Origin of the sequence: Mesorhizobium sp. M1403, from assembly GCF_040317695.1 — a bacterium.
Taxonomy (GTDB): Bacteria; Pseudomonadota; Alphaproteobacteria; order Rhizobiales; family Rhizobiaceae; genus Mesorhizobium.
The window spans coordinates 17,383-43,146 of sequence record NZ_JAMYKY010000023.1; the positions used below are offsets into that span (position 1 = coordinate 17,383).

23 protein-coding genes are annotated in these 25,764 nt (G+C 64.0%); 20 read left to right on the forward strand and 3 right to left on the reverse strand.

Translation table 11 applies throughout. The features are described from left to right. Positions 1 to 84: 84 nt before the first annotated feature. Genes NKH01_RS27270 through NKH01_RS27290 form a run of 5 tightly spaced genes read left to right on the forward strand, consistent with a single transcriptional unit; the run spans position 85 to position 4,617 of the window. Positions 85 to 1,092 carry an alpha-ketoacid dehydrogenase subunit beta gene (locus NKH01_RS27270; RefSeq protein WP_352588926.1) on the forward strand — a complete coding sequence of 336 codons (1,008 nt, stop codon included), beginning with the start codon at positions 85 to 87 and terminating at the stop codon, positions 1,090 to 1,092. Next, entirely contained in the window at positions 1,089 to 2,123 is a 1,035-nt protein-coding gene (locus NKH01_RS27275) for a thiamine pyrophosphate-dependent dehydrogenase E1 component subunit alpha (protein WP_352494006.1), read from the forward strand. Before NKH01_RS27270 ends, NKH01_RS27275 begins: the two co-directional genes overlap by 4 nt. Further along, positions 2,102 to 2,386 carry a muconolactone Delta-isomerase family protein gene (locus NKH01_RS27280; protein WP_352494005.1) on the forward strand — a complete coding sequence of 95 codons (285 nt, stop codon included), beginning with the start codon at positions 2,102 to 2,104 and terminating at the stop codon, positions 2,384 to 2,386. Before NKH01_RS27275 ends, NKH01_RS27280 begins: the two co-directional genes overlap by 22 nt. Before the next feature lie 15 nt (positions 2,387 to 2,401). Further along, the gene (locus NKH01_RS27285) at positions 2,402 to 3,406 is read left to right on the forward strand and encodes a MaoC family dehydratase (RefSeq protein ID WP_353023292.1); all 1,005 of its coding nucleotides are present in this window, start codon (positions 2,402 to 2,404) and stop codon (positions 3,404 to 3,406) included. After that, on the forward strand, positions 3,403 to 4,617 hold the full coding sequence (locus NKH01_RS27290; protein ID WP_352494003.1) for a CoA transferase: 1,215 nt from the start codon (positions 3,403 to 3,405) through the stop codon (positions 4,615 to 4,617). The genes NKH01_RS27285 and NKH01_RS27290 overlap by 4 nt, the downstream gene beginning before the upstream one ends. A 114-nt stretch (positions 4,618 to 4,731) precedes the next feature. On the opposite strand, the gene NKH01_RS27295 is transcribed toward NKH01_RS27290, so the two are convergent. After that, positions 4,732 to 5,748 (reverse strand): LacI family DNA-binding transcriptional regulator, encoded by a 1,017-nt coding sequence (locus tag NKH01_RS27295; RefSeq protein WP_352484090.1) that lies wholly within the window; start codon positions 5,746 to 5,748, stop codon positions 4,732 to 4,734. Positions 5,749 to 5,753: 5 nt separating this feature from the next. Then, on the reverse strand, positions 5,754 to 6,551 hold the full coding sequence (locus NKH01_RS27300) for an SDR family NAD(P)-dependent oxidoreductase (protein WP_023716813.1): 798 nt from the start codon (positions 6,549 to 6,551) through the stop codon (positions 5,754 to 5,756). Between the two features lie 294 nt (positions 6,552 to 6,845). Between NKH01_RS27300 and NKH01_RS27305 the strand changes: the two genes are divergently transcribed. The 9 genes from NKH01_RS27305 (at position 6,846) to NKH01_RS27345 (ending at position 16,064) form a co-directional block, all read left to right on the forward strand. Next, positions 6,846 to 8,288 (forward strand): extracellular solute-binding protein, encoded by a 1,443-nt coding sequence (locus NKH01_RS27305; protein WP_352494002.1) that lies wholly within the window; start codon positions 6,846 to 6,848, stop codon positions 8,286 to 8,288. Between the two features lie 37 nt (positions 8,289 to 8,325). After that, positions 8,326 to 9,249, forward strand: a complete 924-nt coding sequence (locus NKH01_RS27310) for a carbohydrate ABC transporter permease (protein ID WP_352484091.1) — start codon at positions 8,326 to 8,328, stop codon at positions 9,247 to 9,249. Continuing rightward, a complete protein-coding gene (locus NKH01_RS27315) occupies positions 9,246 to 10,079 on the forward strand; it encodes a carbohydrate ABC transporter permease (RefSeq protein ID WP_352850407.1) in 834 nt (277 codons plus the stop codon). The genes NKH01_RS27310 and NKH01_RS27315 overlap by 4 nt, the downstream gene beginning before the upstream one ends. Further along, positions 10,076 to 10,984: an SMP-30/gluconolactonase/LRE family protein gene (locus NKH01_RS27320; protein ID WP_352484092.1), complete on the forward strand. Its 909-nt coding sequence runs from the start codon at positions 10,076 to 10,078 to the stop codon at positions 10,982 to 10,984. The genes NKH01_RS27315 and NKH01_RS27320 overlap by 4 nt, the downstream gene beginning before the upstream one ends. Beyond that, positions 10,981 to 11,808 carry an SDR family NAD(P)-dependent oxidoreductase gene (locus tag NKH01_RS27325; protein ID WP_352789887.1) on the forward strand — a complete coding sequence of 276 codons (828 nt, stop codon included), beginning with the start codon at positions 10,981 to 10,983 and terminating at the stop codon, positions 11,806 to 11,808. Before NKH01_RS27320 ends, NKH01_RS27325 begins: the two co-directional genes overlap by 4 nt. Before the next feature lie 357 nt (positions 11,809 to 12,165). Continuing rightward, positions 12,166 to 13,098: a substrate-binding domain-containing protein gene (locus NKH01_RS27330; RefSeq protein ID WP_023716807.1), complete on the forward strand. Its 933-nt coding sequence runs from the start codon at positions 12,166 to 12,168 to the stop codon at positions 13,096 to 13,098. 107 nt (positions 13,099 to 13,205) lie between these two features. Next, on the forward strand, positions 13,206 to 14,192 hold the full coding sequence (locus NKH01_RS27335; protein WP_023716806.1) for an ABC transporter permease: 987 nt from the start codon (positions 13,206 to 13,208) through the stop codon (positions 14,190 to 14,192). 4 nt (positions 14,193 to 14,196) lie between these two features. Next, the gene (locus tag NKH01_RS27340; protein WP_023716805.1) at positions 14,197 to 14,991 is read left to right on the forward strand and encodes an ATP-binding cassette domain-containing protein; all 795 of its coding nucleotides are present in this window, start codon (positions 14,197 to 14,199) and stop codon (positions 14,989 to 14,991) included. Positions 14,992 to 15,041: 50 nt separating this feature from the next. After that, a complete protein-coding gene (locus NKH01_RS27345; RefSeq protein ID WP_352548708.1) occupies positions 15,042 to 16,064 on the forward strand; it encodes a LacI family DNA-binding transcriptional regulator in 1,023 nt (340 codons plus the stop codon). 545 nt (positions 16,065 to 16,609) lie between these two features. On the opposite strand, the gene NKH01_RS27350 is transcribed toward NKH01_RS27345, so the two are convergent. After that, a complete protein-coding gene (locus tag NKH01_RS27350; protein ID WP_023716803.1) occupies positions 16,610 to 17,191 on the reverse strand; it encodes a TetR/AcrR family transcriptional regulator in 582 nt (193 codons plus the stop codon). 252 nt (positions 17,192 to 17,443) lie between these two features. Between NKH01_RS27350 and NKH01_RS27355 the strand changes: the two genes are divergently transcribed. From NKH01_RS27355 to NKH01_RS27380, 6 genes are all read left to right on the forward strand, one after another. Further along, positions 17,444 to 17,719: a hypothetical protein gene (locus NKH01_RS27355; protein ID WP_353023296.1), complete on the forward strand. Its 276-nt coding sequence runs from the start codon at positions 17,444 to 17,446 to the stop codon at positions 17,717 to 17,719. Next, complete coding sequence (locus NKH01_RS27360; protein ID WP_023716801.1) at positions 17,713 to 20,892, forward strand: efflux RND transporter permease subunit; 3,180 nt, start codon at positions 17,713 to 17,715, stop codon at positions 20,890 to 20,892. The genes NKH01_RS27355 and NKH01_RS27360 overlap by 7 nt, the downstream gene beginning before the upstream one ends. Before the next feature lie 16 nt (positions 20,893 to 20,908). Further along, positions 20,909 to 22,063, forward strand: coding sequence for an efflux RND transporter periplasmic adaptor subunit (locus NKH01_RS27365; RefSeq protein ID WP_023716800.1), 1,155 nt, complete (start codon positions 20,909 to 20,911; stop codon positions 22,061 to 22,063). A gap of 256 nt (positions 22,064 to 22,319) precedes the next feature. Next, entirely contained in the window at positions 22,320 to 23,057 is a 738-nt protein-coding gene (locus NKH01_RS27370; protein ID WP_353023298.1) for a GntR family transcriptional regulator, read from the forward strand. Between the two features lie 50 nt (positions 23,058 to 23,107). Further along, positions 23,108 to 24,214, forward strand: a complete 1,107-nt coding sequence (locus tag NKH01_RS27375; protein WP_352855969.1) for a mandelate racemase/muconate lactonizing enzyme family protein — start codon at positions 23,108 to 23,110, stop codon at positions 24,212 to 24,214. A 225-nt stretch (positions 24,215 to 24,439) separates the two neighbouring features. Then, on the forward strand, positions 24,440 to 25,762 hold the full coding sequence (locus NKH01_RS27380) for an NAD(P)H-dependent oxidoreductase (protein WP_023716797.1): 1,323 nt from the start codon (positions 24,440 to 24,442) through the stop codon (positions 25,760 to 25,762). Positions 25,763 to 25,764 lie beyond the last annotated feature (2 nt).

A 25,764-nucleotide genomic window follows, 5' to 3' on the forward strand; every position in this document is an offset into this window, starting at 1 on the left:
TAAAAACGTTTCCAAATCTTTTCCGCTGCGATGATTTCGCCGACGCTATCGACGATCCGAGCAGTGCATTGGGAGGTCTGAACCTTGGCTAAAATCTGGATACGGCAAGCGGTTCTGCGGGCGCTTGACGATGCAATGACGGATGACCCCAGCGTCATCGTCATGGGTGAAGACATCGCCGCCGCCGGCGGTCCGTTCAAGGTGACCGAGGGGCTGCTTGCCACGCACGGCCCCGAACGGGTGATCGACACACCGATTTCGGAAATGGCGTTCATGGGTGCCGCGGTCGGTGCTGCCGTCTGCGGCCTGAAGCCGGTGGTCGAGATGATGTTCATCGAATTCATCGGCGTCGCGCTCGACCAGTTGACGACGCAGGCGGCAACGATGCGCTATCTGTCGCGCGGCCGACTGACGACGCCGCTCGTCGTGCGCGCGTCAGCCGGCGCCGGCCAGGGGTTTGGCTGCCAGCATTCGCAGATGCTCGACCACTGGTTCCGCGGCACGCCCGGCCTCAAGGTCGCGGTGACCAGCAATGCGCGCACGACCTATGGCCTGCTGCGGTCGGCGATCGAAGATCCGGATCCGGTGGTGGTGCTCGAACCGCGCGTGCTTTACGCCGAGCGCGAGGAATACGAATTCGACCGCAACTACCGCATTCCGCTCGGCCAGGCCGAGATCGCGCGGCCCGGCAGCGACGTGACGCTCGTCACCTGCGGCGCGATGCGGCGGGTGGCGCTCGCGGCAGCGGAAACCAGCCACGCCAATATCGAGGTCGTCGACCTTCTGACGCTGTGGCCATGGGACCGCCGGAGTGTTGCCGAATCGGTTGCGCGCACAGGCCGCCTGGTGACACTCGAGGAGGCGCCGGCCGGCAGCGGCTGGGGCGGCGATGTCGTCTCGTCGATCGCCATCGAAGCGTTCGGCCGGCTGAAGGCGCCGCCGCATCGTATCACTCTTCCCGAAGCGCCCGTACCTTATAGCGGCGCGCTGGAAGCCCGTTTCCTGCCGAGCCCGGCCTATGTGGCCGAGCAGATCGCGACGCTTGTCTCGACCAACAAGCCACCCCTGCCGTGGTGGAGGAACGCAGCATGACGCTCTCCAATTCGAATGTGCCGATCGTGCGGCGCGAGGCCTTGAAGAACAGGCTGGAGCAGCTCACGCGCATGGTCGAGATCCGCGCGGTCGAGGAGCGCATCCAGAAACTCTTCGCCGAAGGACATGTCCGCGGCAGCACACATCTTGCCTGTGGACAGGAGGCCGTCTCGGTCGGCATCGCGCGCTCGATCGATCCCGACGACATCGTGACCTGCACCTATCGCGGCCATGGCCACGCGTTGGCGCTCGGCGTGTCGCCAACGGCGGTTATCGGCGAGATCTGCGGCCGCGTCATCGGTTGTGCCGGTGGCCTCGGCGGTTCCATGCATCTGGTCGAGCCAGAGGTCGGGCTGCTGCCGACCGCCGCCATTGTCGGCGCCGGCCTGCCGATCGCCTGCGGCGCGGCGATGGCGGCACGCGCCCGCGGCAAGGACCGCATCGCCGTATCCATTTTCGGCGACGGCTCGGCCAATATCGGCGCCTTCCACGAGTCGCTCAATTTCGCGGCGATCCGCAAGCTGCCGGTGGTCTTCGTCTGCGAGAACAATCTCTACGGCGAATACACCCGTATCCAGCTGTCGACCCCGGTCGAGGACATCGCCATACGTGCAGCGAGCTACAATATGCCGGGCGTCGTCGCCGACGGGCAGGATGTCGACAAGGTGGCGGAGGCGATGGCGACCGCCGTCGCCCGCGCCCGCCGCGGCGAAGGGCCGACACTGATCGAAATGAAGACCTATCGCTATTCCGGCCATTCACGTTCGGACCCGGCGACCTATCGGCCGGCCGGCGAGCTCGATGCCTGGCTGAAGCGTGACCCGATCGACATCCTGGCAGAGCGGCTGGCCGGCGAAAAAATATTGGCGCCGGGCGGTCTCGACCAGCTTAAGGCCGACATAAGCGATGCCGTGGAGCGGGCGACAATGGAGGTGCTGGACTCACCGGCGCCGGATCTCGGCGAAATCCTGGCGCATGTCGGCGCCCATTCGGCTGGAGGGGACCAGAGATGGAATTTCTGGTCGAAATAGAGGTAAATTTCCCGCCCGACGGCGACCCCCTGCAAAAGGCGGAGCTGATCGCGGCAGAAGGCCGTCGCGCCAAGGAACTGGCCGCGGCCGGCATCGTGCGCCGGCTGTGGCGTCAGCCGGGCCGATGGGCGAATTTCGGCATCTGGGAGGCGCCCGACGCGACCGCGCTGCATGAGGCGATCGCGTCGCTGCCGTTCTACCCCTGGCTGAAGGTGGTGGTGCGGCCGCTGGCAGCGCATCCTTCTGATCCGGGCCGAAGCTGACGAAGGATCAGCAGCGTGAGCACGTCTCCCCCCGCAACAGGCATCGACGGTCCGTTCTACGAGGATCTCCGCATCGGCGACCGCTTCGACGGAGCGCCGGTGATGCGGCTGAGCGATGGCCTTGCCGCTGCCCACCATGCAATCGTCGGCGGCAGGCTGAGGCTGGCCTTCGATGCGGCACTGTCGGCATCCGTGACCGGACTAAAGCAGCCTTTTGCCGCGCCGGCGCTGGCCTGGGACGTGGCGATCGGCCAGTCGACGCTGGTGACGCAGCGGGCGATCGCCAACCTCTTCTACCGCGGTCTGATCTTTCGCCGGGCGCCGGCGATCGGCGACAGTTTGAAGACCGTTACCACCATCATCGGGCTGCGGTCCGCCGCCGCCAGGCCGGGGCGTGCGTCGCGCGGCCTGGTCACCATGCGGATCGCCACCAGCGATCAGGAGGACCGACCGGTACTCGATTTCTGCCGGTGCGCGCTACTACCGGCCAGACAGGCAGGGGATGGTGCCGCGCAGGGCGAAACCGATCCGCCGCGATCCGAGTTCATGGGAGCGCCGGCGGCGATCGGCGGATGGAACCTCGACGCTTACCGCAAGGCGGTGCCTGGCCCGCATTTCAACGATCTCAGCGCCGGCACCATCCATCGCCTTGCCGGCGGCGATGTGGTGAGCAGCGCGCCGGAGCTGGCGCGGCTGACGATGAACCTGGCGACGATCCACCATGACCGCACCCAGACGGGGCAGCGCCTCGTCTATGGCGGCCATACGATCGGGCTGGCAGCGGCACAGTTGACCCGTGCACTGCCGTCGCTGGTAACCATTTTGGGCTGGCAGGACTGCGATCATCTGGGGCCGGTGCACGAGGGCGACACGCTGCACTCCGAAATCGGCATCGGGCACTGCGAGCCTCTGCCCGGCGGCGGTGGGCTGGTGCATTTGCGCTCACTGGTGCGGGCGACCGCTTCCGATGGCGGGATTTCCGACGTGCTCGACTGGCGATCAGTGGGGCTGTTCGCATGAGCGGCGGCATTCTCGCCGGCCTTAGCATCGTCGAGGGCTCGGCCTTCGTGGCGGCACCGCTCGGCGGCATGACGCTGGCACAATTGGGGGCCGACGTGATCCGCTACGACCAGATCGGCGGTGGGCTCGACCATGGCCGGTGGCCAGTGGCGGACAACGGCCAGAGCCTGTTCTGGGCCGGCATGAACAAGGGCAAGCGTTCGATCCAGATCAACCTGCAGTCGCCCGAAGGGCAGGACGTCGTGGCCAGTCTGATCGCGAGACCGGGGCCGGGCAACGGCATCTTCCTGACCAATTTTGCGGCGCGCGGCGCCCTCTCCTACGAGGCCCTGAAGCACCGGCGCAACGACGTCATCATGATCGCGCTGACCGGCAACAATGATGGAACCAGCGAGGTCGACTATACCGTCAACGCGGCAACCGGCTTTGCCGAAATCACCGGCGCGCGCGGCGCCACGGAGCCTACCAATAGCGTGCTGCCGGCCTGGGACATCGCGATGGGCGAGATGGCGGCGGTGGGCGTGCTTGCCGCCGACCGCCACCGCAGCCGCACCGGCAACGGGTCATTGGTGAAACTGGCGCTATCGGACGTAGCGCTGGCCATGACCGGCAATCTCGGTCGGCTGGCGCAGGCCGAACTTGGAGGCAGTGCCGAAAAGGACGGCAACTATCTCTATGGTGCGTTCGGGCGGGATTTCCTCACCGCCGACGACCGCCGCGTCATGGTGATGGCGCTGACCGGCCGGCAATGGGCCGTACTGCTGCAGGCGACCGGGCTGGACACGGCAAAGCTCGCGGCAACAAGCGGCGCCGACCTCGACAGCGAAGGCGGGCGTTATGCGGCGCGCGAGGCGATCGCCGCCCTACTGGCGCCGTGGTTTTCGGCACGGAGCTTCGCCGACGTGCGGCGCATCTTCACGGCATCCGGCGTCTCGTGGGGGCCTTACCAGACATTCCGGCAATTGTTGGTCGAGGATCCGCGCTGCTCGACGGACAACCCGATGTTCGCAAAGGTCGATCACCCCGGTCTCGGATCGCTGCTGACGCCGACTTCGCCACTGGATTTCTCCTCGGTGGAACGGCTTCCTGCAGTCCGCGCGCCCGTACTTGGCGAGCACACCGACGAGATCCTGACCGAACTGGGGTTGAGCGACGGCGAGATCGGAAGCCTGCACGACCGCGGCATCGTCGCCGGTCCGGCGACGGCTTGAGCCGCGAAGGCTTTAGCGCAATTCCAGGAAAGGTGTGAAACGGTTTTCCGTCCGGAATTGCGTAGAAACAAAGAGATAGAGCGGTTCGGCGTTTCCGTGAAACGATGAACCGCTTTAGCGAGGCGGCGGCGCCACGGATTCGCGGTAAACCAGCTTCGGCGGGATATCGATGACGACATCCTGCGGTTCGCGCCCCTGGATCATGGCTTCGAGCTCGACGACGGCGCGCGCGCCCATTTCGGCGAGCGGGGTAATGATGGCGGTCAGCGGCGGCGCGGTAAAGATGGCGTCCTCGCCGTCGAGCGTGACCACCGAAAGATCGTCCGGCACGCGCACGCCGCGCACACGGGCCGCCGCCAGCGCACCGATGCCGACCAGCATGTTGAAGGCGAAGACGCCGGTCGGGCGTTGCGCCTCATCGAGCAGCCTGTGCAAGGCATCGTAGCCACCGCGGCGCGAGACCGGGCCGGCGATTTCGACGACGGCCGGCAGGCCGGCAGCCTGGCAGACTTCGACGAAGCCATGGCGCCGGCGTCGCGAGGTGTCGAGTTCGGGCAACGCGCCGATGAAGCCGAGGCGCCGATGGCCGGCCTCGATCAGGGTCTGCGCGGCAAGCCGTCCCGAAGCCTGGTCGTCGACGGTGACGCTGCGGCCGATGCTGGAACGGCGGTTGACGAAGACGTGCGGCACCGGATTGTTCTCGATGGCAGCGATCATCTCGCTGGTTTCGGCGCTGACGGCGATGATCAGCCCGTCGATGCGGCGTTCGCTGACCAACCGCATATAGGCGGCGGCGGAGGTGCGCTCGTCCGCAACCTCGGCAATGAGCATGACGTAGCCGGACCGTTCGGCCTGGCGCATCGCACCATGCACCGTCTCGGCATAGATTGGATTGGTGAGGTCGGGCAGCAGAATGCCGAGTGCGCCGGTGCGCTGGGTGCGCAGGTTGCGAGCAAGCGCATGTGGGCGATAGTTGACCCGGCTTGCCTCGTCGATGATTGCTTGGCGCGTCTGCGGCCGCACGCTGATGCCGCCGTCGTTGAGCACCTTGGAAACGGTGGAAACGTCGACGCCGACAGTGCGGGCAATGTCCTTCAGCGTGGCGCGCCCCGGCGGGCTGATTGGCTTCAAAGGCTTCAGCCCTTTCCGTACATGGCGAGCAGTTGCGCGTCGGGCGCATAGCGGTAGCAGCGCGAGGTCAAGCCGCCATCGACGGCCAGCGACTGGCCGGTGACGAACGAGGCCTCGGACGAAATCAGCCACGAGACGGCGGCCGCGATCTCCTCCGGCTCGCCGATGCGCTCGAGCGGATGCTGAATCGACATTTCCTTTTCAGCCACCGCGCTGTCGGGGCTGTCGCGGATCACGCGTTGCACCAGCGCCGTACGGACGGCGCCGGGCGCGACCGCATTGGCGCGGATGCCGATCGGCCCGTATTCGACCGCGATATAGCGGGTCAGCGCATCGATGCCGGCCTTGGCCACATCATAGGCCGCCCACATGTTGAAGGCCGAGCGGCCATGCACCGAGGAGACATTGACGATCGAACCGGTCGCCCGGTCTCGAACCCACGTCCGGATGGCTTCGGACGAGCCCCAGAAATGCGACATCAGGTTGACGGCGAACAAACGCTCGACCTCGGGCTCATTGGGTTCATGCAGATTGCCCATCAAGGCGATGCCGACATTGTTGACCCATCCGCGCAACGGCGCGAGTTGTTCCGCCGCCTCGCGGGCGGCTTTCAGCACCGAGCGGTCGGATGCGTCGCCGCACACCGCATGATGGCCGTTGCCAAGCGTCTTGCCAAGCGCCTCGGCTGCCGCCCGGTCAAGTTCGAGGCCGACGACATTCCAGCCGTCGGCGGCCAATCGGATCGCTATGGCGCGTCCTATGCCGTCGCCCGCACCTGTCACGACAACGCTTCCCAGGCTCATCGACGACCTCCCTGTCGGTTCGGGCTTCGGATGCGCTGGAAGGCCGCCATTCAGTCGCCTGGCACATTGTTGTTTGCCAGCGTGTAGAGGCCGTGCGCGACAGCTGTCAAGCGCCTGCGCCCGAGACAATTTTCACCCATAGAGCACGGCATCGATAACACGACGTGTTTGTTCAAGCAATCGTTTGAGCGATCATTAAGCAATCGATTGACTATTTAGATCGCCGGATGCAATCTGCCGTCCGGACCGATGCAGTCCCGTCGGCAGAACAAAGAAGAAACTGGGGAGTGAGACATGAGCGGAAAAGAGCAGACGGATCACCCGCGGCCCGGCGAAAACGCCGCCGTGGATACAGGCGGCCTGACGCGCCGCGACCTGATGCAGCGCGCCGGCATGCTGGGCCTGGCAACGGCGTTTGGAGGACTTGGCGGCACCGTGCCGCTCTACGCCGCCGGTTTCGACATGAAGAAGTTCGCCGGCACCAAAATCAACATCCTGATGACCGGCGATGAGAACGACCATCGCGCGCTCGCCGACATGCTGCCGAAATTCGTCGAGGAGACCGGCATGGAACTGGAGATCACCTCGCCGGCACTCGGCGCGCTGATCGAAAAGACATTGCAGAACCTCAAGGCAGACAAATCCTCGTTCGAATTGATCGAGTATCTTGGGTTCCTGACGACCCAGCAGGTCGGCGGCGGCTATTACGAGCAGCTCAACGCCTATATCGACGATCCCGCAAAAACGCCGCCGGACTGGGATTTCGCCGATCTCATCCCGGCGGCGATGAAGAATGTCGGCATTTTCGACATGGCCTCCGGCACGGTTGGCAAAGGCAAGGACGTCTACGGCATACCCGGCCTGCATTCCGGGTCGGTCATCTATTTCTATCGCAAGGACCTGTTCGACGCGGCAGGCCTGCAGCCGGCCAAGACCTGGGACGAGTTCAAGGCTGCCGCCGAGAAGCTCAACACCGACGACGTGGCCGGTTGCTCCTTCATCGGCGCCAACGATTTCTCGCTCGCCGCGGTCGACTGGTACACTCGCTTCATCACCACTGGCGGCGTGCTGATGACCGGCAGCGCCAAGGAGAAGAATTTTAAGCCGCAGGTCAATTCCAAGGAAGGCATCGGCGCCTTGCAGATGCTGATCGACCTGCTGCCCTATGCGCCGAAGAATGTGACCAAATACGGCTTTGCCGAAAACGTCGACGGCTTCTCCACCGGCAAGATCGCGCAGATGATCTTCTGGTCTACAATTGCCGGGCCGATCCTGAACAGCGAGAATTCCATGGTCGCCGAGACCACCGCGACCACCCCGGTTCCTTCCGGCGACGGCAAGTCGCCGCGGGCAATCCAAGGCGGCTGGGGGGTCGGCATCCCGAAGAATATCGACCCGGCGAAGAAGGACGCCGCCTGGCTGGCGCTGACCTGGATCACCAGCAAGGCGGTGAACCGCTATTCCATCGAGAAATACAACATCGATGCGAACCGCACCTCGGCTTTCACAGATCCCGAGCTGGTGGCGAAGTTCCCCTACCTCAAGGACGCGCTGACGGCGATCGAGACGGCCGACACCATACCGACGTCGCTGATCCCGGAATTCTTTCAACTCAACGATGTCATGAACGTCGAGTTCAACGCGGCGCTGATCGGCACGCAAGATGCCAAGACTGCCTGTGAAAAAGTGCAGACCCAGTGGGAGGCGATCTTGCGGAAGGCAGGCCACCTTGCCTGATCGGTGCCCGCGCGGATCGCTGTGGATGTGATTTTCGATGAGCCTTGCGACAACCGCCGCCACCCAGACGAAATTCGTCTTCGGCACACGTGACGAGCCGGGGAGAGCCGTGTGGCTGCTCCTCGGCCCGTGCCTGCTTTACCTGATCGTCTTCAGCATTTATCCGCTGTTCCACAGCCTGCGCCTGTCGCTTACAGATTTGACCGCCGCGACCGGCACTGGCAATTTCGTCGGCCTCGCCAATTACCGTGCCCTGCTGGTCGATCCGCTGTTTTGGAACGCCGCCATGAACAGCGCCATCATGGTGTTTTTCTCGGTTTCCATCCAGGTCGTGCTCGGCGTCGCACTGGCGATGTTCTTCAACCTGCAGCTGAAGGGCGCCTGGATCGTGCGCGGCATCCTGTTGCTGCCGATGCTGATGACGCCGATCATCGTCGGGGTGATGTGGCGCGCCCTGCTCAATCCGGACTGGGGGCTGGTCAACTGGGCGATAAAGCAGATCGGACTGACGCCACCCGACTGGCTGGGCTCGGTCGGCATGTCGATGGTCACGGTGATCCTCGTCGACTGCTGGCAATGGACGCCATTCGTCTTCATCATCGTCTTTGCGCGCCTGCAGGCGCTGTCGCAGGACGTCTTCGAAGCCGCCCAGGTCGACGGCGCCGGCCCATTCGTCACCTTCCGGCGCATCACGCTGCCGATGCTGACGCCGGCCATCGTCTTCGCCGCCGTGTTCCGCGCCGTCGATGCTTTCCGTTCGTTCGACCTGATCTACGGGCTGAGCTATGGCGGGCCAGCGCGCAGCACGACGACGCTGTCCTTTTTCTCGTTCCAGAACGGCTTCCAGTTCCAGAATTACGGCTATGCCGCGGCGGTCGCCTACATGATGCTTCTGATCCTCGCCGTCGGCACGACAGTGATGCTCAGATACGTCCAGATCCGGCCCGGGAACTCGCGATGAGTATCCGCCCGGGCCGGGTCATCGCCTACCTCTTCCTCATTGTGCTCGGCATCTTCGGCGCCGCGCCCTTCCTCTATCTGGCGGTGCTGTCTACCAAGAAGCGCATCGAGATCCTGGCGCAGGTGCCACCGACGCTCAACCTCAACTGGACGCAGATCGTCAAGAACTACAATGAGGTGCTGTTCAGCCAGGGGATGCTGGCCTTCACCCTCAACTCCATCATCGTGGTCGGCATCGCAACCGCAGCCGCGATTCTGATCGGCACGCCGGCGGCCTATGCGTTTTCAAGGCTGCGCTTCAAGCGTAGCGAGCAGCTGGCAAGCACCATCCTGTCGATGCGCTTCATGCCGCCGATCGCGGTCGCCATTCCGCTGTTTCTGATGGTCAAGACGGCCGGCCTGCAGGACAGTTATCCGGGCCTGATCCTGCCCTATATCGCCTTTTCGCTGCCGCTCGTGGTGTGGATCATGATCGGCTTCTTCGACGAAATCCCGAGCGAGATCGATGAAGCGGCGATGATCGACGGCTGCACGCGCGTCGGTGTGCTGTGGCACGTCATGCTGCCGATCGTGCGGCCGGGCCTGGTGACGGCAGCGCTGTTCGGCGCGCTGTTCATCTGGAACGAGTTCCTGGTCGCACTCTACGTCATCGACAGCCGTGCCTTCCAGACCATATCGCTGGGTGCCGCGACCCTGGTCAGCGCGCAGCGACCGATCGACTGGAACATCGCCGCGACGGTCGGCGTCGTCACTGTCATCCCGATCCTCCTCTTCTCGCTTTTCGTCCAGCGCTACATCGTGCGCGGACTAACCGCAGGGGCCGTGAAATGAAGAACGATCTTTCGCCGGAACTGGTGACGGACAATCTCGGATGGCCGGAAGGGCCGACCGTGATGCCGGACGGCAGCCTGGTCTTCGTCGAAAGCTACCGCAGCCAGCTGACCATCGTTGGCAAGGACGACAAGGCAAGGCAATTCGCCTATGTCACCGGCGCGCCGAACTCCTGCGTGCTTGGCTCCGACGGCGCGCTCTATGTCTGCCAGAACGGCGGCACCGTCGGTCCGTGGCGCGCGCCTGAGATGACCGTGCCATCGATCCAGCGGGTGCGGCCGGGCGCCGGGCCGGAAATTCTGGTGACCGAGGTCGAGGGCGTCAAACTCAATGGCCCGAACGATCTGGTCTTTGCGCCGGATGGTACGCTGGTCTGGACCGACCCCGGCACCTATAATCCCGCCAGTCCCGACCCGAGCTACATTTTTGCGCTGGCGCCGGACGGCAAGGCGACGATCAAGGTGGCCTTCCCAGAACCGGTGTTTCCGAACGGCATCGTCGTCGAGGCCGACGGCTCGATCGTCTGGGACGAATCTTACACCGGCCGTGTCAGGCGACTGAAGGGCGACGGCAGCATCGAGGATCTCGGCCGCATGCCGGGGGATAACCCGATCCTCGACGGCATGACGATCGCCGCCGACGGTTCGCTGCTGGTCACGGATCTGGTCGGCGGCGGCATCCATGTCGTCGCCCGCGACGGCGCCATCAAGGGCTTCATCAAGTGCGGCGGCGCGCCGACCAATCTCGCCTTCGATGGCGAGACGCTGTGGGTGACCGACGCCAGCGTGCTGGCATCGAGCGACAAACCGTCCTATGCCGGGCGCCTGTGGCGGCTGAAAGTGCCGGGCGGCGGCGCCCCGACCTACAAAGGCACGATCAAAATGGCAACGAAGGCCGGCGCATGAGCCCGCGCGAACCGTTTCCCGGACTTTCCTATCAAGGCAAGGTCGCCTTCATCACCGGCGGCGGCTCGGGCATAGGCCGCGAGACGGCGCTGACACTGGCCGATCTCGGCGCCGATGTCGCGATCCTCGACTGGACCGCGGGCGCTGCTGCAGACACCGCCAGGCAGGTCAAGCACATCGGTCGGAAAGCGATCGCCTTCGAAGGCGATGCCGGTCATGAGAAGACCGTCGCCGATGCCTTTGCGGCGACGCGCAAGCAGCTTGGCGAAATCGATGTCGCCGTGGCCTGTGCCGGCGTGCTCGGCGCCGGCGGGCCGGTGTTCGAGACCTCGGTCGAGGATTTCGAGCAGGTGATGGGCGTCAACGTGCGAGGCTCATTCCTGGTGGTGCGCGAGGCGGCCAAGGGCATGCGCAAGCAAAAGAGCGGCGCCATCGTGCTGCTCTCCAGCCTCGATGGGCTGCAGGCCGAGCACGGCATGTTCTCCTACTGCGTGTCGAAGGGAGCGCTGCTCAACCTTGCCCGCGCGGCGGCGCTCGACCTGGCGCGGGACCGGGTCACGGTCAATTGCGTCTGCCCGAGCGTGACCGATACGCCGCTGCTGGCCGGACGGCTGGCAGCGCTGCCGAATGGCGACGAGATCCTCGCCTCCTACGCCGAGCGGCATCCGCTCGGCCGGGTGCTGACACCGCGTGACATAGCAGCGGCGATTGCGTTCGTTGCCTCGCCCATAGCCAATGGCATTACAGGCGCTGCCATTCCGGTCGATGCAGGCATCGGTGCCACATGGGACAATTTTCGCGACCCCGCCTGGATCAAGGGCTGATCTTGACACCCGGAACCTGAGGTCTTCGGTATCAAACGGGCCCGCAGCGCCCACGACAAGGGACGTCATGGTCATTTGGAGTAGATGGGCGCCGGGAGCAATCCGGCCGACGCAGTCCAGGAATCGCCTGCCTGGAAAATATCACGCAAACTGATGCAATCTGATGGTAGGGCTGATGGCGCCTGCGGATGCGCCAACTACCACTGGCAGATGAAGGCTTGCCATCGATCGAAAAAGGGGATGCTCTGATGCACCCAGGTCGACGCTGGCAGAATACGATCGCGGTTTTTGCCGCGCACGGTTTTTCGCCGCGATCGTCGTGGGAGGAGGAGTTCGGTTCAAATGGGAGGAAATCAAATGCTGACGAGGCTAAGACTGCTTGTACTTGGCTTGGTGGTGGCGCTGGCCATTCCGGCCGCGGCACAGGCCAAGACATTCTACTGGATTTCGCATGGCGGCCCGGCCGATCCGGTCTGGACCTACTTCCTTGCCGGCGCCAAGCAATGGGCGACGGACACCGGCAATACCGTCAACACCTCGTTCCACAATGGTGACGTGGCGTCGCAGCAGGAAGCCGTTCGCGCCGCAATCGCCGCCAAGGCCGACGGCATCACCACCACCAGCCCCGATCCGGGCAGCCTTGTCGAGATCGTCAAGGAAGCGCGGGCGGCGAACATCCCGATCATCAACTTCAACACGCCCGACCCGAAGGCGGATTTCAACGCCTATGTCGGCGGCGACAACGTCACCTTTGGCAAGCATTGGGCGCAGTATCTGGTCGACAAGGGCCTGGTGAAGAAGGGCGACTTCGTCTGGATGCCGGTCGAAATTCCCGGCGCCACCTATGGCGTCCAGGAAGAGGAAGGCATCAAGAGCGTCTTCGAGCCGCTCGGCATCACCTATGAAATCACCGAAGCGACGCTCGACCAGGCCGAAGTGATCAACCGCATGGTCGATTACCTCACCGCCAACAGGGCCAAGGTCAAGGCGGTCATCGGTCTCGGCGACCTTGTCACCGGTTCGATCAAGCGAGTGTTCGACCAGGTCGGCGTCAAGCCGGGCGAAATCCCGGTTGTCGGCTGGGGCAACTCGCTCGATACCACCCAGGAAGTGCTGAACGGCTACGTCAATGCCGGCCAGTGGCAGGATCCGCAGGCGACCAGCTACGTCGCGCTCTCGCTCGCCAACATGGCGGCGAGCGGCATTCCGCCCGGCTTCGACGTGATCACCGGCGCGCTCTACGAGAAGGACACCGCGGCAGTCTACGACAAGATCCTGTCCGGCAAATAAATCCGCGATCGAGTTGGTCACGGCCGCTCCGGCGGCCGTGACTGTCTCATCATTCCGCCGAAGCCGGTTGCCGTCTCGGCCAGTTCCAATCCTATCGCGGGTCCAAGGTGGAAAATCGTTCCCTTATCCAACGCTCGATCGCGCGGCCAGAGTTCGGGCCTTTCGTGCTGCTTGTCGTCGAGATTGCCGTGTTCTGGGGCATCAATCACGACTTCCTGTCGCCGCAGAACATCTCGAACACGCTGGCCTTCACGGTCGAACTCGGGCTGATCGCGCTGGCGATGACACTGCTGATGACATCGGGCGAATTCGACCTCTCGGTCGGCTCGGTGTTCGGCTTCTCGCCGGTCCTGATGTGGACGCTGTTCAACAGCGGTCTCACCTCGCTCGAAGCCGCCTTCGCCGTTGCCCTGGTGGTTGCCGCCTTCATCGGGCTGGTCAATGGCTGGTTCGTGACGCAGCTCAAGATCCCGTCCTTCCTGGTGACGCTGGGCATGCTGCTGGTGGTGCGCGGCACCGCTTTGTTCGTCACCAACGGGTTTCCGCAGCGGACCTGGAGCGCCGAGGGCAGCTGGCTGGCGGAAGCCCTGGTCGGCGATTTCTTCATCGGGCCGTTCCGTATCTATATGTCGCTGTTCTGGTTCATCGCGGCCGCCGTCGCGCTCGGCTACGTGCTGACGCAGAGCCGGACCGGCAACTGGATCCAGGCGGCCGGCGGCAACCCGAGTGCCGCAAGGGCGCGCGGCGTCAATGTCAGCGGCGTCAAGATCGGCCTGTTCATCCTGTCGTCGATCCTGGCCTCGCTTGCCGGCGTCATCAGCTCGCTGCGCACCTCGGCGGCCAACCCCAACAGCGGCACCGGCTACGAGCTCGAAGTCATCGCCATGGTGGTGATCGGCGGTACGGCGCTGACCGGCGGGCGCGGCACCATCATCGGCACAGTGCTCGGTATCCTGATCCTGCGCGTGATGCGCAACGGCATCGTGCTGATCGGTGTGCCGGGCCTTGCCTACAACATCTTCATCGGCGCTATCATCCTCGGCATGATGGCGCTCCACTCCTGGCTGGAACGCCGGCATCAGGCAGGGACTTGAGACGATGGTCGAGCCGCTGATCCGCATGACGAACATCCGCAAGTCCTATGGCCGCGTTCAGGCGCTGGTTGATGCCAATTTCCATGTCAACGAAAGGGAGATCGTCGGACTGCTCGGCGACAATGGCGCCGGCAAGTCGACGCTGATCAAGGTGCTGTCGGGCGCGGTCCCGCTGACCAGCGGCGACATCTTCATCCGCGGCAAGAGGGTAAATTTGCGCAGCACCAGCGACGCCATCGCCCACGGCATCGAGACGATCTACCAGGACTCGGCGCTGGTGACGCAACTGTCGATCGCCCGCAACCTGTTCCTTGGACGCGAGCCGATCAAGCCGCCGCGTTTCCTCAACCGCATGGACCAGGAGGCGATGAACGTGGTTGCCCGCGACCTGCTCAAGCAGGTCGGCATCTCGAAGAACATTCCGCCGACGACGCCGATCGGCTCGCTCTCCGGCGGCGAGCGGCAGGCGGTGGCGATTGCACGCGCCATGCATTTCGACAGCGACCTCATCATCCTCGACGAGCCGACCAACAATCTCGGCGTCGCCGAAACGCAAGGCGTTCTAAGCTTCGTGCGCAGCGCCCGCGATTCCGGCCATTCCTGCATCTTCATCGCCCACAACATCCACCACGTCTTCCAGGTGGTCGACCGCATCGTCGTCATGCGCCGCGGCAAGGTGGTCGCCGACGATATCGACCCGAAGAAGACCAGCGTCGCCGAAGTCGAACGCGTCATCACCGGCATGTCGGACAAGGAGATCCACGACGCGCTGGTCGAGCGCACAAAGCGGCACGACTGACCGCCGGCTGACCGCCGAGGCACTGGATCGCATCGCCACATGGTTGCGAGATGAAAGCCACCGTTTCGGATATTGCCAGGAGCTGCGGCCTGTCGACCGCGACGGTCGACCGTGTGCTCAACAACCGGCCGGGGGCGAGTGCCGCCAACCGGCAGCGCGTAATGGAGGCGGCCAAGCAGCTCGGCTATCTGCCGGTTGTCGACCAGGTCGCGTTGCCCTCACGGCCGGCACATCTCGAATTCTTCCTGCCGATCGGCAGCAATGCCTTCATGGCCGATCTGGCCAGGCACATCGAGGATTATGCGGCGCGCCTGCCGCTGGTCGCCTCCTGCCGCATCCACAAGCTCGCCGGCATCTCGCCGAGCGCCTTACAAGGGGCCGTCGAAAACCTCTCCCTCAAGGCGAACGGTGTCGGCGTCATCGCCATCGATCATCCGAGAACGCGCAACATCTTGCGCGAGATCGTCGAGGCCGGCATCCGCCTGGTCACGCTGGTGTCCGACGTTCCCGGCGCGCCCCGCTCGGCCTATGTCGGCATCGACAACCGGGTGGCCGGCCGTACCGCGGCGCTGCTGATGGGACGGTTCCTCGGCGGCCGCCAAGGCCATCTGGCGATGGTGGTCGGCTCACGTTCCTATCGCGGCCACGAGGAACGTGAAATGGGCTTTCGCTCGGTGCTCGGCGAGGAGTTCCCCAATCTGACCGTCACCAGTGCCGTCGAGATCAACGACGAGCCGGAGGTCAGTTACACCGCGACCATGAAGGCGCTGCACAACGAGCCGGAGCTGCTCGGCATCTACTGTATCGGCGCCGGACGATCAGGCGTGGCGAAAGCGTTGCTCGAAGCCAGACCGCAGAAAAAGCCGGTGTTCATCTGCCATGATCTGACGCGCGAAACGCGCGGCTATCTCGTCGACGATCTGCTCGACGTCGTCATCGACCAGAATGCCAGGCTGATCGCCGAACAGTCGGTCATTCGCCTGCTCGGCTCGATCGCCTCGTCGGCGCCCTATCTGACGCGGAAATTCATCGAGCCGCGCCTGATCTTCAAGGAAAATGTCCCGGTGCAGTGATGACGCGCGAGGGCGGTGTTCGCTCGGCCTCGATCGTTAAAATTCGGTTGATACCGCAAATCTGCACATCAGCTATGCAACTTTTGTGGTTGCCGAATCATTGGGCAATCGATACTTTCGCAGGTGTCGGCCATCTACTCCTCCCAGATGCGATGCCGACGCTGAGTGCGGTACACCTCCTCCCGTGCCGTATTCGAAATCGAGCCCGCTGCCACCTCCTCCCGGCAGCGGGCTTTTTTCGTTCCAGCTCCGAGGTATCGGCCAAGGCTGGGGCCATCACCGGGACGAGTACCGATCCGCGAATCGATGGGCCTTCGCTGAGATCGCCACGGCATTTCCGGGCGGAATCCTGTCACACTTGTCACTCTCACCAATTCGCTGCCGGCCCTATCTTGCCCTCACAACCAACAAGCAATACGCCGCGCAAGGAATGGCGCGGCGGCAGACGGAGAAGTGTGGTGACGACACATCCGAATGGGACGAAAGAGCGCTCGGCGGCGCGGCTCGTAACCAACGAGCTGTCAATGGTTTCGCCGCTTGCGAGACTATCTGGCCCTGAAAGAAGTGATCAGGCCTTCCGCCATGCGGACGAACTGCGCGCTCGGGCCTTCGGCGCCGACGCTTTGCAGGCTGACACGGGCGCCCTCGAGCAGAAGCGACAGCGTGTCGGCGAGAAGTTCGGCCTGGCCGATGCCGGCATCGCGACACAGCGAGACCAGCCGCTCGCGCTGCGCTTCCTTGAGTTCCTTGATCACTTGCCTTGCCGGATGATCGGTCTCGCTCAGCTCGATGGCGGCGTTGGCCATGTCGCAACCGCGACGATCCGACATCAGGCAATCGGCCGCCATCCGGACCCAGGCGTGCAGTTGCGCCAGTTTGTCGCCCGGATTCTCAGCCTCGAACTTTTCCCACATCGCGTTGGCGCTGCAGGCGGTCGCCCGCAGACATTCGATGATCAGGTCGTCCTTGGACTCGAAATGCCGGTAGAGCGTCATCTTGTTGGTACCGGCGGCCTCGGTGATGGCGTCGATGCCGACGCCGCGAATGCCATGCTTGTGAAACATGTCCCGTGCCGTCTCCAGGATCCTGTCCCGGGGGCGAACACGCTCCACAACACCGTCTGTCATCAAAACCTCCGTGATTGCGTTTCCCGAAATTCCCTCGGTGCACCTCTTGACTAGGGTGTTACCGGTCTGTAACGTTAGAGATGTTACTTACCTGTAACACCCGCATTGCATCATGTCAAACTCGCAAGTGCCGGCCATCAGCCCCGCCCAATCGGCAAGGGGACGAACCGCACCTTACGGCCTCGGCCGGCGAGCAAGAGAACACCCGATCCGCGGCCTGCCGCGGATCGCCAAAAACCAGGAGCCGCTTCGATGTCGCAGCGCAATGATCTGACGATCGATGAAGTCGTGAAGGATCCGATGATCCGCATGCTGATGAAGGCCGACCGCGTCGACCCGCGGTCTTTCGAGGCGATGCTGCGTGCGCTGGCGGACGAGCAGGCCGAGCGCCGCAACGCGCCGCGCCGCTCTCTGCAAGATTTCGGCTTTCTCGAAGATTCCGGCTCAACGCGCAGCCGGCGACTGTCCAGGGTGGCCAGGGCCTTTGGCCGGGCCAGAGCATCGGGCGAGGCGTGCATCTCATGGTAAACTTCTTCATTCATCGTCCGATCTTTGCGTCGGCGATCGCCATCATCATGGTGCTCGCCGGGGGCATTTGTTATTTTCTGCTGCCCGTCTCGCAGTTTCCCGACATCACGCCGCCCCAGGTCGTGGTCAGCGCCCACTACCCGGGCGCCAGCGCGCAGGTTGTCGCCGACACGGTGACGACGCCGCTCGAACAGCAGATCAACGGCGTCCAGGGCATGACCTATATGTCGTCGTCGAGCTCCAATGACGGCTCCTCGACGATCACCATCACTTTCGAGGTCGGCTATTCCCTGAGCACCGCCGCCGTCGACGTCCAGAACCGCGTTTCGCAGGCGGCTTCCTCGTTGCCGGCCATCGTCAACCAGGGCGGCGTGACGATCAAGAAACAGAACCCGAACTTCGTCCTGATCGTCGACCTCACCTCCCCGGACGGCTCCGTCAACCCGGTCACTTTGAGCAACCTAGCCTACCTGCAGGTGGTCGATCCGCTGAAGCGCCTGCCTGGCGTCGGCGACGTGCAGATCTTCGGCGAGCGGCGCTATTCGATGCGCGTTTGGCTCGATCCCGACAAGCTCGCCAATCTCGGCATCACCGCCGTCGACGTGCAGAACGCCGTCGCCGAGCAGAACGTCCAGGTGGCGGCCGGCAAGATCGGGCAATCGCCGGCTCCGGCCGGCACCGCTTTCGAGATGCAGGTCAACGCCGTCGGCAGGCTGAGCGACCCCAAGGAGTTCGGCGACATCGTCGTGCGGGCCAATACCGCCAACGGCTCGTTGGTGCGGCTCCGCGACGTTGCGCGCATCGAGCTCGGCGCGCTGCAATATTCGTCGTCGGCCTTCTTCGGCAAGGACCCGACGGTGGTGCTCGCGGTCTACCAGATGCCGGGCTCCAACGCGCTCGATCTGCAGCAGCGCGTCAAGGACAAGATGCAGGAGCTGTCGGCCCGCTTCCCGAAGGGGGTCAGCTATGCCATGCATTACGATACGACACGTTTCGTATCGGCGTCTATGCATGACGTGCTGATCACGCTCGGCGAGGCGCTGGTCCTGGTCGTCGCGGTGGTGTTCATCTTCCTGCAAAGCTGGCGCACCACGATCATCCCGACGATCGCGATTCCGGTGTCGCTGGTGTCGACATTAGTCGTCATGTACATGTTCGGCTTCTCCCTGAACATGCTCAGCCTGCTCGGCATGGTGCTGGCGATCGGCCTCGTCGTCGACGACGCGATCGTCGTCGTCGAGAATGTCGAACGCCAGCTCGAGGCCGGCCTCAAACCGCTGGCTGCCACGCGTACGGCGATGGCCGAGGTCACCGGACCGATCATCGCCACGACCGCCGTGCTGATGGCCGTGTTTGTGCCGGTTGCCTTCATCCCCGGCGTTTCCGGCCGGCTCTACAACCAGTTTGCCCTGACGGTCGCGATCTCCTTCGGCATCTCGGCCTTTGTCTCGCTCACGCTTACTCCGGCGCTCAGCGCGGCGTTCCTGCGCCACCGGCCTGAAACGCAGTTCGTGCTGTTCCGCTGGTTCAACATGGGCTTCGAACGGCTGTCGCATGCGTATGCGAATGGCGTGCGCATTCTCATCCGTCTGCGCTGGATCATGCTTGGCCTGTTCGCGGCCGGACTTGTCGCGACCTATTTCGTCTGGCAGCGCCTGCCCTCGACCTTCCTTCCGGTCGAAGACCAGGGCTACTTCTTCGTCGTTATCCAGCTCCCCGACGGGGCCTCGCTGGAACGCACCGATGCAGTGGCGCAAAAGGCACGCGATATCCTGCAGAACACGCCCGGCGTCGACATTGTCGGCTCGATCAGCGGCTTGAACTTCCTGACCAGTGCCGCGCAGTCGAACTCGGCGGTCGAATTCGCCATCCTGAAGCCATGGGACGAACGCGGCCCCGACCAGAGCGCCTCGAAGCTCGTCGCCGACGTGCGCAACAAGCTGCTGCAAATTCCGGAGGCTTTTGCGCTGAGCTTCGACCCGCCTTCGATCCCGGGCATCGGCACCACCGGTGGCTTCGAGTTCCAGGTCGAGGATCTGACCGGCCGCGGCAGCGTGGCGCTCAACGATGCGACGCAAGCTGTGATTGCCGAGGCGCGCAAGCAGCCGGAGCTCAACCCACAGCAATTGTTCTCGTCGTTCTCGACCTCGACGCCGCAGTTCAACTACGATCTCGATCGCGCCAAGGCAAAGCTGCTCGGGCTCAACCTGCCGGACGTCTTCAACACGCTGCAGATCTATCTCGGCTCGCTTTATGTGAACGACTTCAACCTGTTTGGCCGCACCTTCCGGGTGACGATCCAGGCCGACAAGGACTCTCGAGCCGGTCCGGCCGACATTTCGCGGCTCTATGTCCGCAATGCGTCGGGTGGCATGGTGCCGCTGAGCACGCTGGGCAAGCTTGTGCCCATCGTCGGCCCCGAGACCGTGCCGCACTACAACAACAATGCGTCGGCCCTGATCAATGGCGGCGCCGCCCCCGGCTTTTCGTCCGGCCAGGCGGTGGCGGCAATGGAACGTGCCGCTGCCACGGCGTTGCCGAGAGATTTCGGCTACGAATGGACCGGCATCACCTATCAGGAGCTCAAGGCGGGATCGATTGCGTCCGTCGTCTTCGGCCTCGCCATCGTCTTCGTCTTCCTCATTCTTGCCGCGCAATATGAGAGCTGGGCGATGCCGTTCATGGTGCTGCTGGCGGTGCCGCTCGCATTGTTCGGTGCGTTCGTCGTGCTGTGGCTGCGCGGCATGCAGATCGACGTCTATTCGCAGATCGGCTTCGTCATGCTGATCGGACTGGCGGCAAAGAACGCGATTCTGATCGTCGAGTTTGCCCGGCGCCGGCGCGAAGAAGGCCTCAGCATCGTCGACGCCGCGATGGAAGCGGCGCGGCTACGGCTGCGGCCGATTCTGATGACCGCCTTCGCCTTCATCCTCGGCGTGCTGCCGCTGATGTTCGCCACAGGTGCGGGTGCCGCAAGCCGGCAGTCGATCGGCACCACCGTCTTTGGCGGCATGGTCGCAGCGACCATCCTGTCGCTGGTGTTCGTGCCGGTCTTCTATGCGGTGATCGAGCAGCTGCGCGAGCGCCGCAGCGAGAGCGAACCGGTCTCCGAAACGACTGAACAACCAACCGCCGAACCCGCCTTCGAGCCATTGGCCGAAGCGGCTGAATAGGACTGGAGAATCGATCATGCGTAAATGGAAAATCGCGCTGGGAACGGCCGTCGCCCTTGGGGCGATTTCGATAGCGAGCGTTCACTTGCTCGACATGGGCAGTCTCAGCCTCAACGCCGGCACGGCCGGGGCGGCGACACCCAAGCCGGAAGCCTTTGTCATGCCGGTGCCGGTGGTGAGCGTCGTCAAGAAGACGATCCCGATCTATCTCGACTACGCCGCCCGGGTAGAGCCGATCCGCAGCATTACGCTGCAGGCGCGCGTGCCGGGCTATCTGCAGGAGCAGGTCGCCACCGACGGCGGCGATGTTGCAAAGGGCGACCTTCTCTACAAGATCGCCCCGGAGGATTTCCAGGCTGCCCTGGAGCAGGCGAAGGCGCTTATCCAGCGCGACACGGCAACACTCGACTATGCGCGCTCCAATCTCGGGCGCGGCAGCGAGCTCGCCAAGAGCGGCTATCTCGCCAAGGACGTGTTCGACCAGCGCACCAGCACCTTGCGCGAGGCTCAGGCCTCGCTCGCCGTGAACCAGGCCGCCTTGCGAACCGCCGAGCTCAATTTGAGCTATACCGAAATCCGTGCTCCATTCGCGGGACGCATCGGACGCAGCCAGGCTTCCGTCGGAACGCTGGTCAGCGTTGCCGGCACGGTGCTCAACTCGCTGGTGCAGCTCGATCCGATCTACGTCACCTTCAATCCGAGCGAAACGGACCTGACCCAGATCGAGGAAGCTCGGGCCGCGGGACCGATCAGTGTCGACGTCCTGCTTCCCGGTGAAACCGAACCGCGCCAGAAGGGCGATCTTACCTTCATGGACAACACGATCGATCGCTCGACCGGCACGATCACGGCACGGGCGACGGTCGGCAACGGCAAGTTCACCCTGCTGCCCGGCCAGTATGTCCGCGTCCGGCTGCACGTCAAAGAGCAGCCCGATGCGCTGATGGTACCGCAGACGGCACTCGGCTCAGGCCAGCTCGGCAAATACCTCTATGTCGTCGGCAAGGACAACACCGTCGACCAGCGCATCGTTTCGCTCGGACCGACCAATGGCGATCAGGTGGCCATCTTGAGCGGCGTAGCCGAAGGCGACCAGGTGATCACCGGCAATCTGCAGAAGATCGGTCCGGGAATGCCGGTCTCGCCGCTACCCCAGAAACCGGCCACCTGATAACCCCCATCAGGTCCGGTCCCGCGGCGCCTTCGGCTCCCACGCCGAGGGCGCCGTTTTTGCTGAGCAGGGTCGGCAAGATCGGCCTCATCGGCACACTCGACCTTGGCAGGAGCCATGAAGGCGCAAGTAGAGCGCGCCGTGACGTACCCGTCTGCCGCAAGCAGCTGGCCAGCGGAGAACCTGTACCCGCAATTACCTCTTGCTAGATTGTCGACAATCTGCTGTGTTGCTTTTGGTCTCCTGGAGCAGCCGGATGGCAACGCTGGATTTCAGTCCGATCGCGGATACGACACGCCGGGCCGAGATCGTGGCGCTGCTCCGGCGCGCGATCCTGACCGGCCAGCTGGAACCGGGGCAGAAGCTCAACGAACTTAGGATTTCCGAGCAGATGCGGGTGAGCCGTGCGCCGCTGCGCGAGGCGATGCGCGAACTGGTGCAGGAAGGCATCCTGACCAGCATCCCCTACGCCGGAACCTTCGTCATCGAGGTGACCGCCAAGGACATCGACGATGCCTATTCGTTCAACAAGGTGCTGGACGAATTCGCTATCGAGCGGACCTGGCCGCTTCGCGACCAGCGCTTCTTCGACGAGATGGACCGGCGGCATGCGGCGGTGAAGCAGGCGACGCGCGAACTGGACACGACGCGACAGATCGAAACGGCGCTGCAACTGCATGGCCTGATCCACGAATGGGCCGACAATTCGGTGCTGCTGGAGACCTGGCAACGGCTGGCCAGCCGGCTGCAGATGTATTTTGCGCTGCACCAGCGGGCGCGCAACGAGCCGGTGCCTGCCGAAGACGCTCACGAAAGCTATGTGCAGTTGCTCAAGGGCAGCGACATGCGCGCTGCACAGCGCCACGCCAAGGAGCATATCGATTTGGATTTCGAGGAACTGCTCGCCTATGCGCGCGAGTTGGAAGAGCGTGGCTCAAAGGGCGCCGGCGCGGATCGTGCCGGCCTAACGCGCAATCGGCCCAAAGGCGGCTGAGCCCGACAAGTTTGGCGGTCATCCCGGAACACAGACAACGGACAGAAGACGTGCAGATCAAAACCATCAAAGCCTACCATGTCGTGCAGCCCTTTGTGGACGGACCTTACCGGATGTCGAAGGGGCGCGTCGCCGATGCGTTCGACGCTGTGATCGTCGCCGTCACCGCAGATAGCGGGCTCACCGGCTGGGGCGAGATGGCGCCGCTCGGCAATTTTTACTCGCCGGCGTTCGCCGCCGGCACGCGCGCCGGCGTCGTCGAGATCGCGCCGCATCTCATGGGCCATGACCCACGCGGGCTTGCCGGGATCAACAGGCTCATGGATACGGTGTTCAAGGGCCATCCCTACGTCAAGTCGGCGCTCGACATGGCATGCTCGGATCTCGCGGCGCGCGCCGCCGACGTGCCGCTGGTTACGTTGCTTGGCGGACGCGAGAGCGAGACGGCCGAACTCTACAAGGTCGTCACCCATGGCACGGTCGACGCGATGGCTGCACTTGCCAAGCGCATCGTCAAAGACGGCTTTCATCGACTGCAGGTCAAGGTCGGCGGCAACGTCCATGACGACATCGAACGCGTCACAGCCGTCGCCGCCGCGGTGCCGAAGGGCACCGTCATCTTCTGCGACGCCAATGCCGGCTGGACGCCTTACCAGGCACGCCAGTTCGTGGATGCGACGCGCACCATCGACTACACGTTCGAACAGCCCTGCACGACGATCGACGAATGCATGTCGGTGCGCCGCTCGCTTGACAAACCGATGGTGCTCGACGAATCCGTCGCCTCGCTGGACGACATGCTCGACATCCACCGCAAGGGCGCTGCCGACGGGCTGACGCTGAAGATCTCGCGGCTCGGAGGAGTGACCAAAACGCGCCAAATCCGCGACCTCGCCGTCGATCTCGGCTTCATGATCACCGTCGAGGACACTGGCGGCGCCGAGATCGACACATCGGCCATGGCGCATCTGTCGCTGTCGACGCCCGAGGAGCGCCGGCTGCACGCCATCGCCTTCCACGAATGGGTGACGGTGCGCACCGCATCCAATATGCCGCCGGTCTCGGGCAGCCGCATGGGCATTCCGGACGGGCCGGGACTTGGCATCGATGTCGTTCCCGACCTGCTCGGCGCGCCCTTCTTCGAGATCGGCAGCTGAGGTAGAGACCGCGCCACCTCAAGGCAACGTCGAGCAACCCGCATCGGTCGGCGCCGTCCGGCTACCTGCAGAGGTCGTGCCCTGACCGGCAGCTGACCCCAAGCGATCGGCCATTCCAGAGCGGGAATGTCCCAATTGCAGGTTGAAATATTTTTCATTTGGAAATAGGAATGTTCAAAACGTTGATTTGGACGCTGCGGCGCGTCAAGAACTGGAGGAAGCGACATGTCCCATCCGCAATTTGCAGCGGAACTTCTGCAGCGCGCTGAACAGCAGGGGCCGATCACCATCGGGCTTGCCGGCGCCGGTCAGATGGGCACCGACATCGTCGTCCAGGTGGCACTGATGCCGGGCATGCGGATCGGCGCTATTTCCGAGGTCAGGCCGCAGGCAGCGATCGACGCGGCGCTGCTCGCTGGCCACGACCGTTCCGACATCGTCCAGGCCGGCAATGCGGCGGCGATCGACCGCGCCATCGAGGCCGGCAAGATTGCGGTGACCGAAGATTTGCACGCGCTGGCGGCGGCTGGCCGGATCGACGTCATCATCGACGCGACGGGCAATCCCAATATCGGCACGCTGTTCGCGCTGGAAGTGATGAAGAACGGCAAGCACATCGTCATGCTCAATGTCGAGGCCGACATCACGATCGGCCGCTTCCTCAAGGACGAGGCACGCAAGGCCGGCGTCGTCTATACCGGTGCCGCCGGCGACGAGCCGGCCTGCACGCTGGAGATCATCGGCTTTGCCAAAAGCCTCGGCTTCAACATCATCGCCGCCGGCAAGGGCAAGAACAATCCGCTGAAGATCGACGCCATGCCGGCCGATTACGAGAAAGAAGCGGCCGAGCGCAACATGAATGCGCGCATGCTGGTCGAATTCGTCGACGGCTCGAAGACGGCCATCGAAATGGTGGCGATCGCCAATGCCACCGGCCTGGTGCCCGACGTGCCGGGCATGCACGGCCCAACCGCAACGCTGGAGGAGCTCGCCAGCGTGCTCTGCCCGCGCGAGGACGGCGGCGTGCTGCACCGCAAGGGCGTGGTCGATTATTCGATCGGCAAGGGCGTGGCGCCCGGCGTGTTCTGCATCATCGAGACCCAGCATCCGCGCGTGCTGGAGCGCATGATCGACCTCAAGGTCGGCAAAGGCCCCTATTTCACGATCTTCCGGCCCTATCATCTGACCAGCCTGGAAGTGCCGCTGTCGGCGGCGCGCGCCGTCGTCTACAAACGGGCCGACATGGAGCCGCTCGACCGTCCGGTCGCCGAGGCGGTGGCGGTTGCCAAGAGCGATCTTGGCGTCGGCCAGTCGCTCGGCATGATCGGCGAGAACGACTATCGCGGCTTCGCCATGACATGGGAAGATGCACGCGCCCGGGGCGCGCTGCCGCTCGGCCTTGCCGAACGGGCCAAGGTGGTCAAGCCGCTCAAGATCGGCGATTTCCTGACCTATGAAAATTGTGTACCCGACGATTCGATGGTGATAACCCAGATCCGCCGTCGTCTCGATCAGTCGGACGGACGGTTCGCTACCAACGCGGCTTGACC

Bases quoted from the DNA above. Each gene is read 5' to 3' on its own strand.
- NKH01_RS27275 (WP_352494006.1), top strand. From the start codon at position 1,089: ATGACGCTCTCCAATTCGAATGTGCCGATCGTGCGGCGCGAGGCCTTG.
- NKH01_RS27280 (WP_352494005.1), top strand. From the start codon at position 2,102: ATGGAATTTCTGGTCGAAATAGAGGTAAATTTCCCGCCCGACGGCGAC.
- NKH01_RS27290 (WP_352494003.1), top strand. From the start codon at position 3,403: ATGAGCGGCGGCATTCTCGCCGGCCTTAGCATCGTCGAGGGCTCGGCC.
- NKH01_RS27300 (WP_023716813.1), bottom strand. From the start codon at position 6,551: ATGAGCCTGGGAAGCGTTGTCGTGACAGGTGCGGGCGACGGCATAGGA.
- NKH01_RS27305 (WP_352494002.1), top strand. From the start codon at position 6,846: ATGAGCGGAAAAGAGCAGACGGATCACCCGCGGCCCGGCGAAAACGCC.
- NKH01_RS27310 (WP_352484091.1), top strand. From the start codon at position 8,326: ATGAGCCTTGCGACAACCGCCGCCACCCAGACGAAATTCGTCTTCGGC.
- NKH01_RS27315 (WP_352850407.1), top strand. From the start codon at position 9,246: ATGAGTATCCGCCCGGGCCGGGTCATCGCCTACCTCTTCCTCATTGTG.
- NKH01_RS27320 (WP_352484092.1), top strand. From the start codon at position 10,076: ATGAAGAACGATCTTTCGCCGGAACTGGTGACGGACAATCTCGGATGG.
- NKH01_RS27325 (WP_352789887.1), top strand. From the start codon at position 10,981: ATGAGCCCGCGCGAACCGTTTCCCGGACTTTCCTATCAAGGCAAGGTC.
- NKH01_RS27330 (WP_023716807.1), top strand. From the start codon at position 12,166: ATGCTGACGAGGCTAAGACTGCTTGTACTTGGCTTGGTGGTGGCGCTG.
- NKH01_RS27340 (WP_023716805.1), top strand. From the start codon at position 14,197: ATGGTCGAGCCGCTGATCCGCATGACGAACATCCGCAAGTCCTATGGC.
- NKH01_RS27345 (WP_352548708.1), top strand. From the start codon at position 15,042: ATGAAAGCCACCGTTTCGGATATTGCCAGGAGCTGCGGCCTGTCGACC.
- NKH01_RS27350 (WP_023716803.1), bottom strand. From the start codon at position 17,191: ATGACAGACGGTGTTGTGGAGCGTGTTCGCCCCCGGGACAGGATCCTG.
- NKH01_RS27355 (WP_353023296.1), top strand. From the start codon at position 17,444: ATGTCGCAGCGCAATGATCTGACGATCGATGAAGTCGTGAAGGATCCG.
- NKH01_RS27360 (WP_023716801.1), top strand. From the start codon at position 17,713: ATGGTAAACTTCTTCATTCATCGTCCGATCTTTGCGTCGGCGATCGCC.
- NKH01_RS27365 (WP_023716800.1), top strand. From the start codon at position 20,909: ATGCGTAAATGGAAAATCGCGCTGGGAACGGCCGTCGCCCTTGGGGCG.
- NKH01_RS27370 (WP_353023298.1), top strand. From the start codon at position 22,320: ATGGCAACGCTGGATTTCAGTCCGATCGCGGATACGACACGCCGGGCC.
- NKH01_RS27380 (WP_023716797.1), top strand. From the start codon at position 24,440: ATGTCCCATCCGCAATTTGCAGCGGAACTTCTGCAGCGCGCTGAACAG.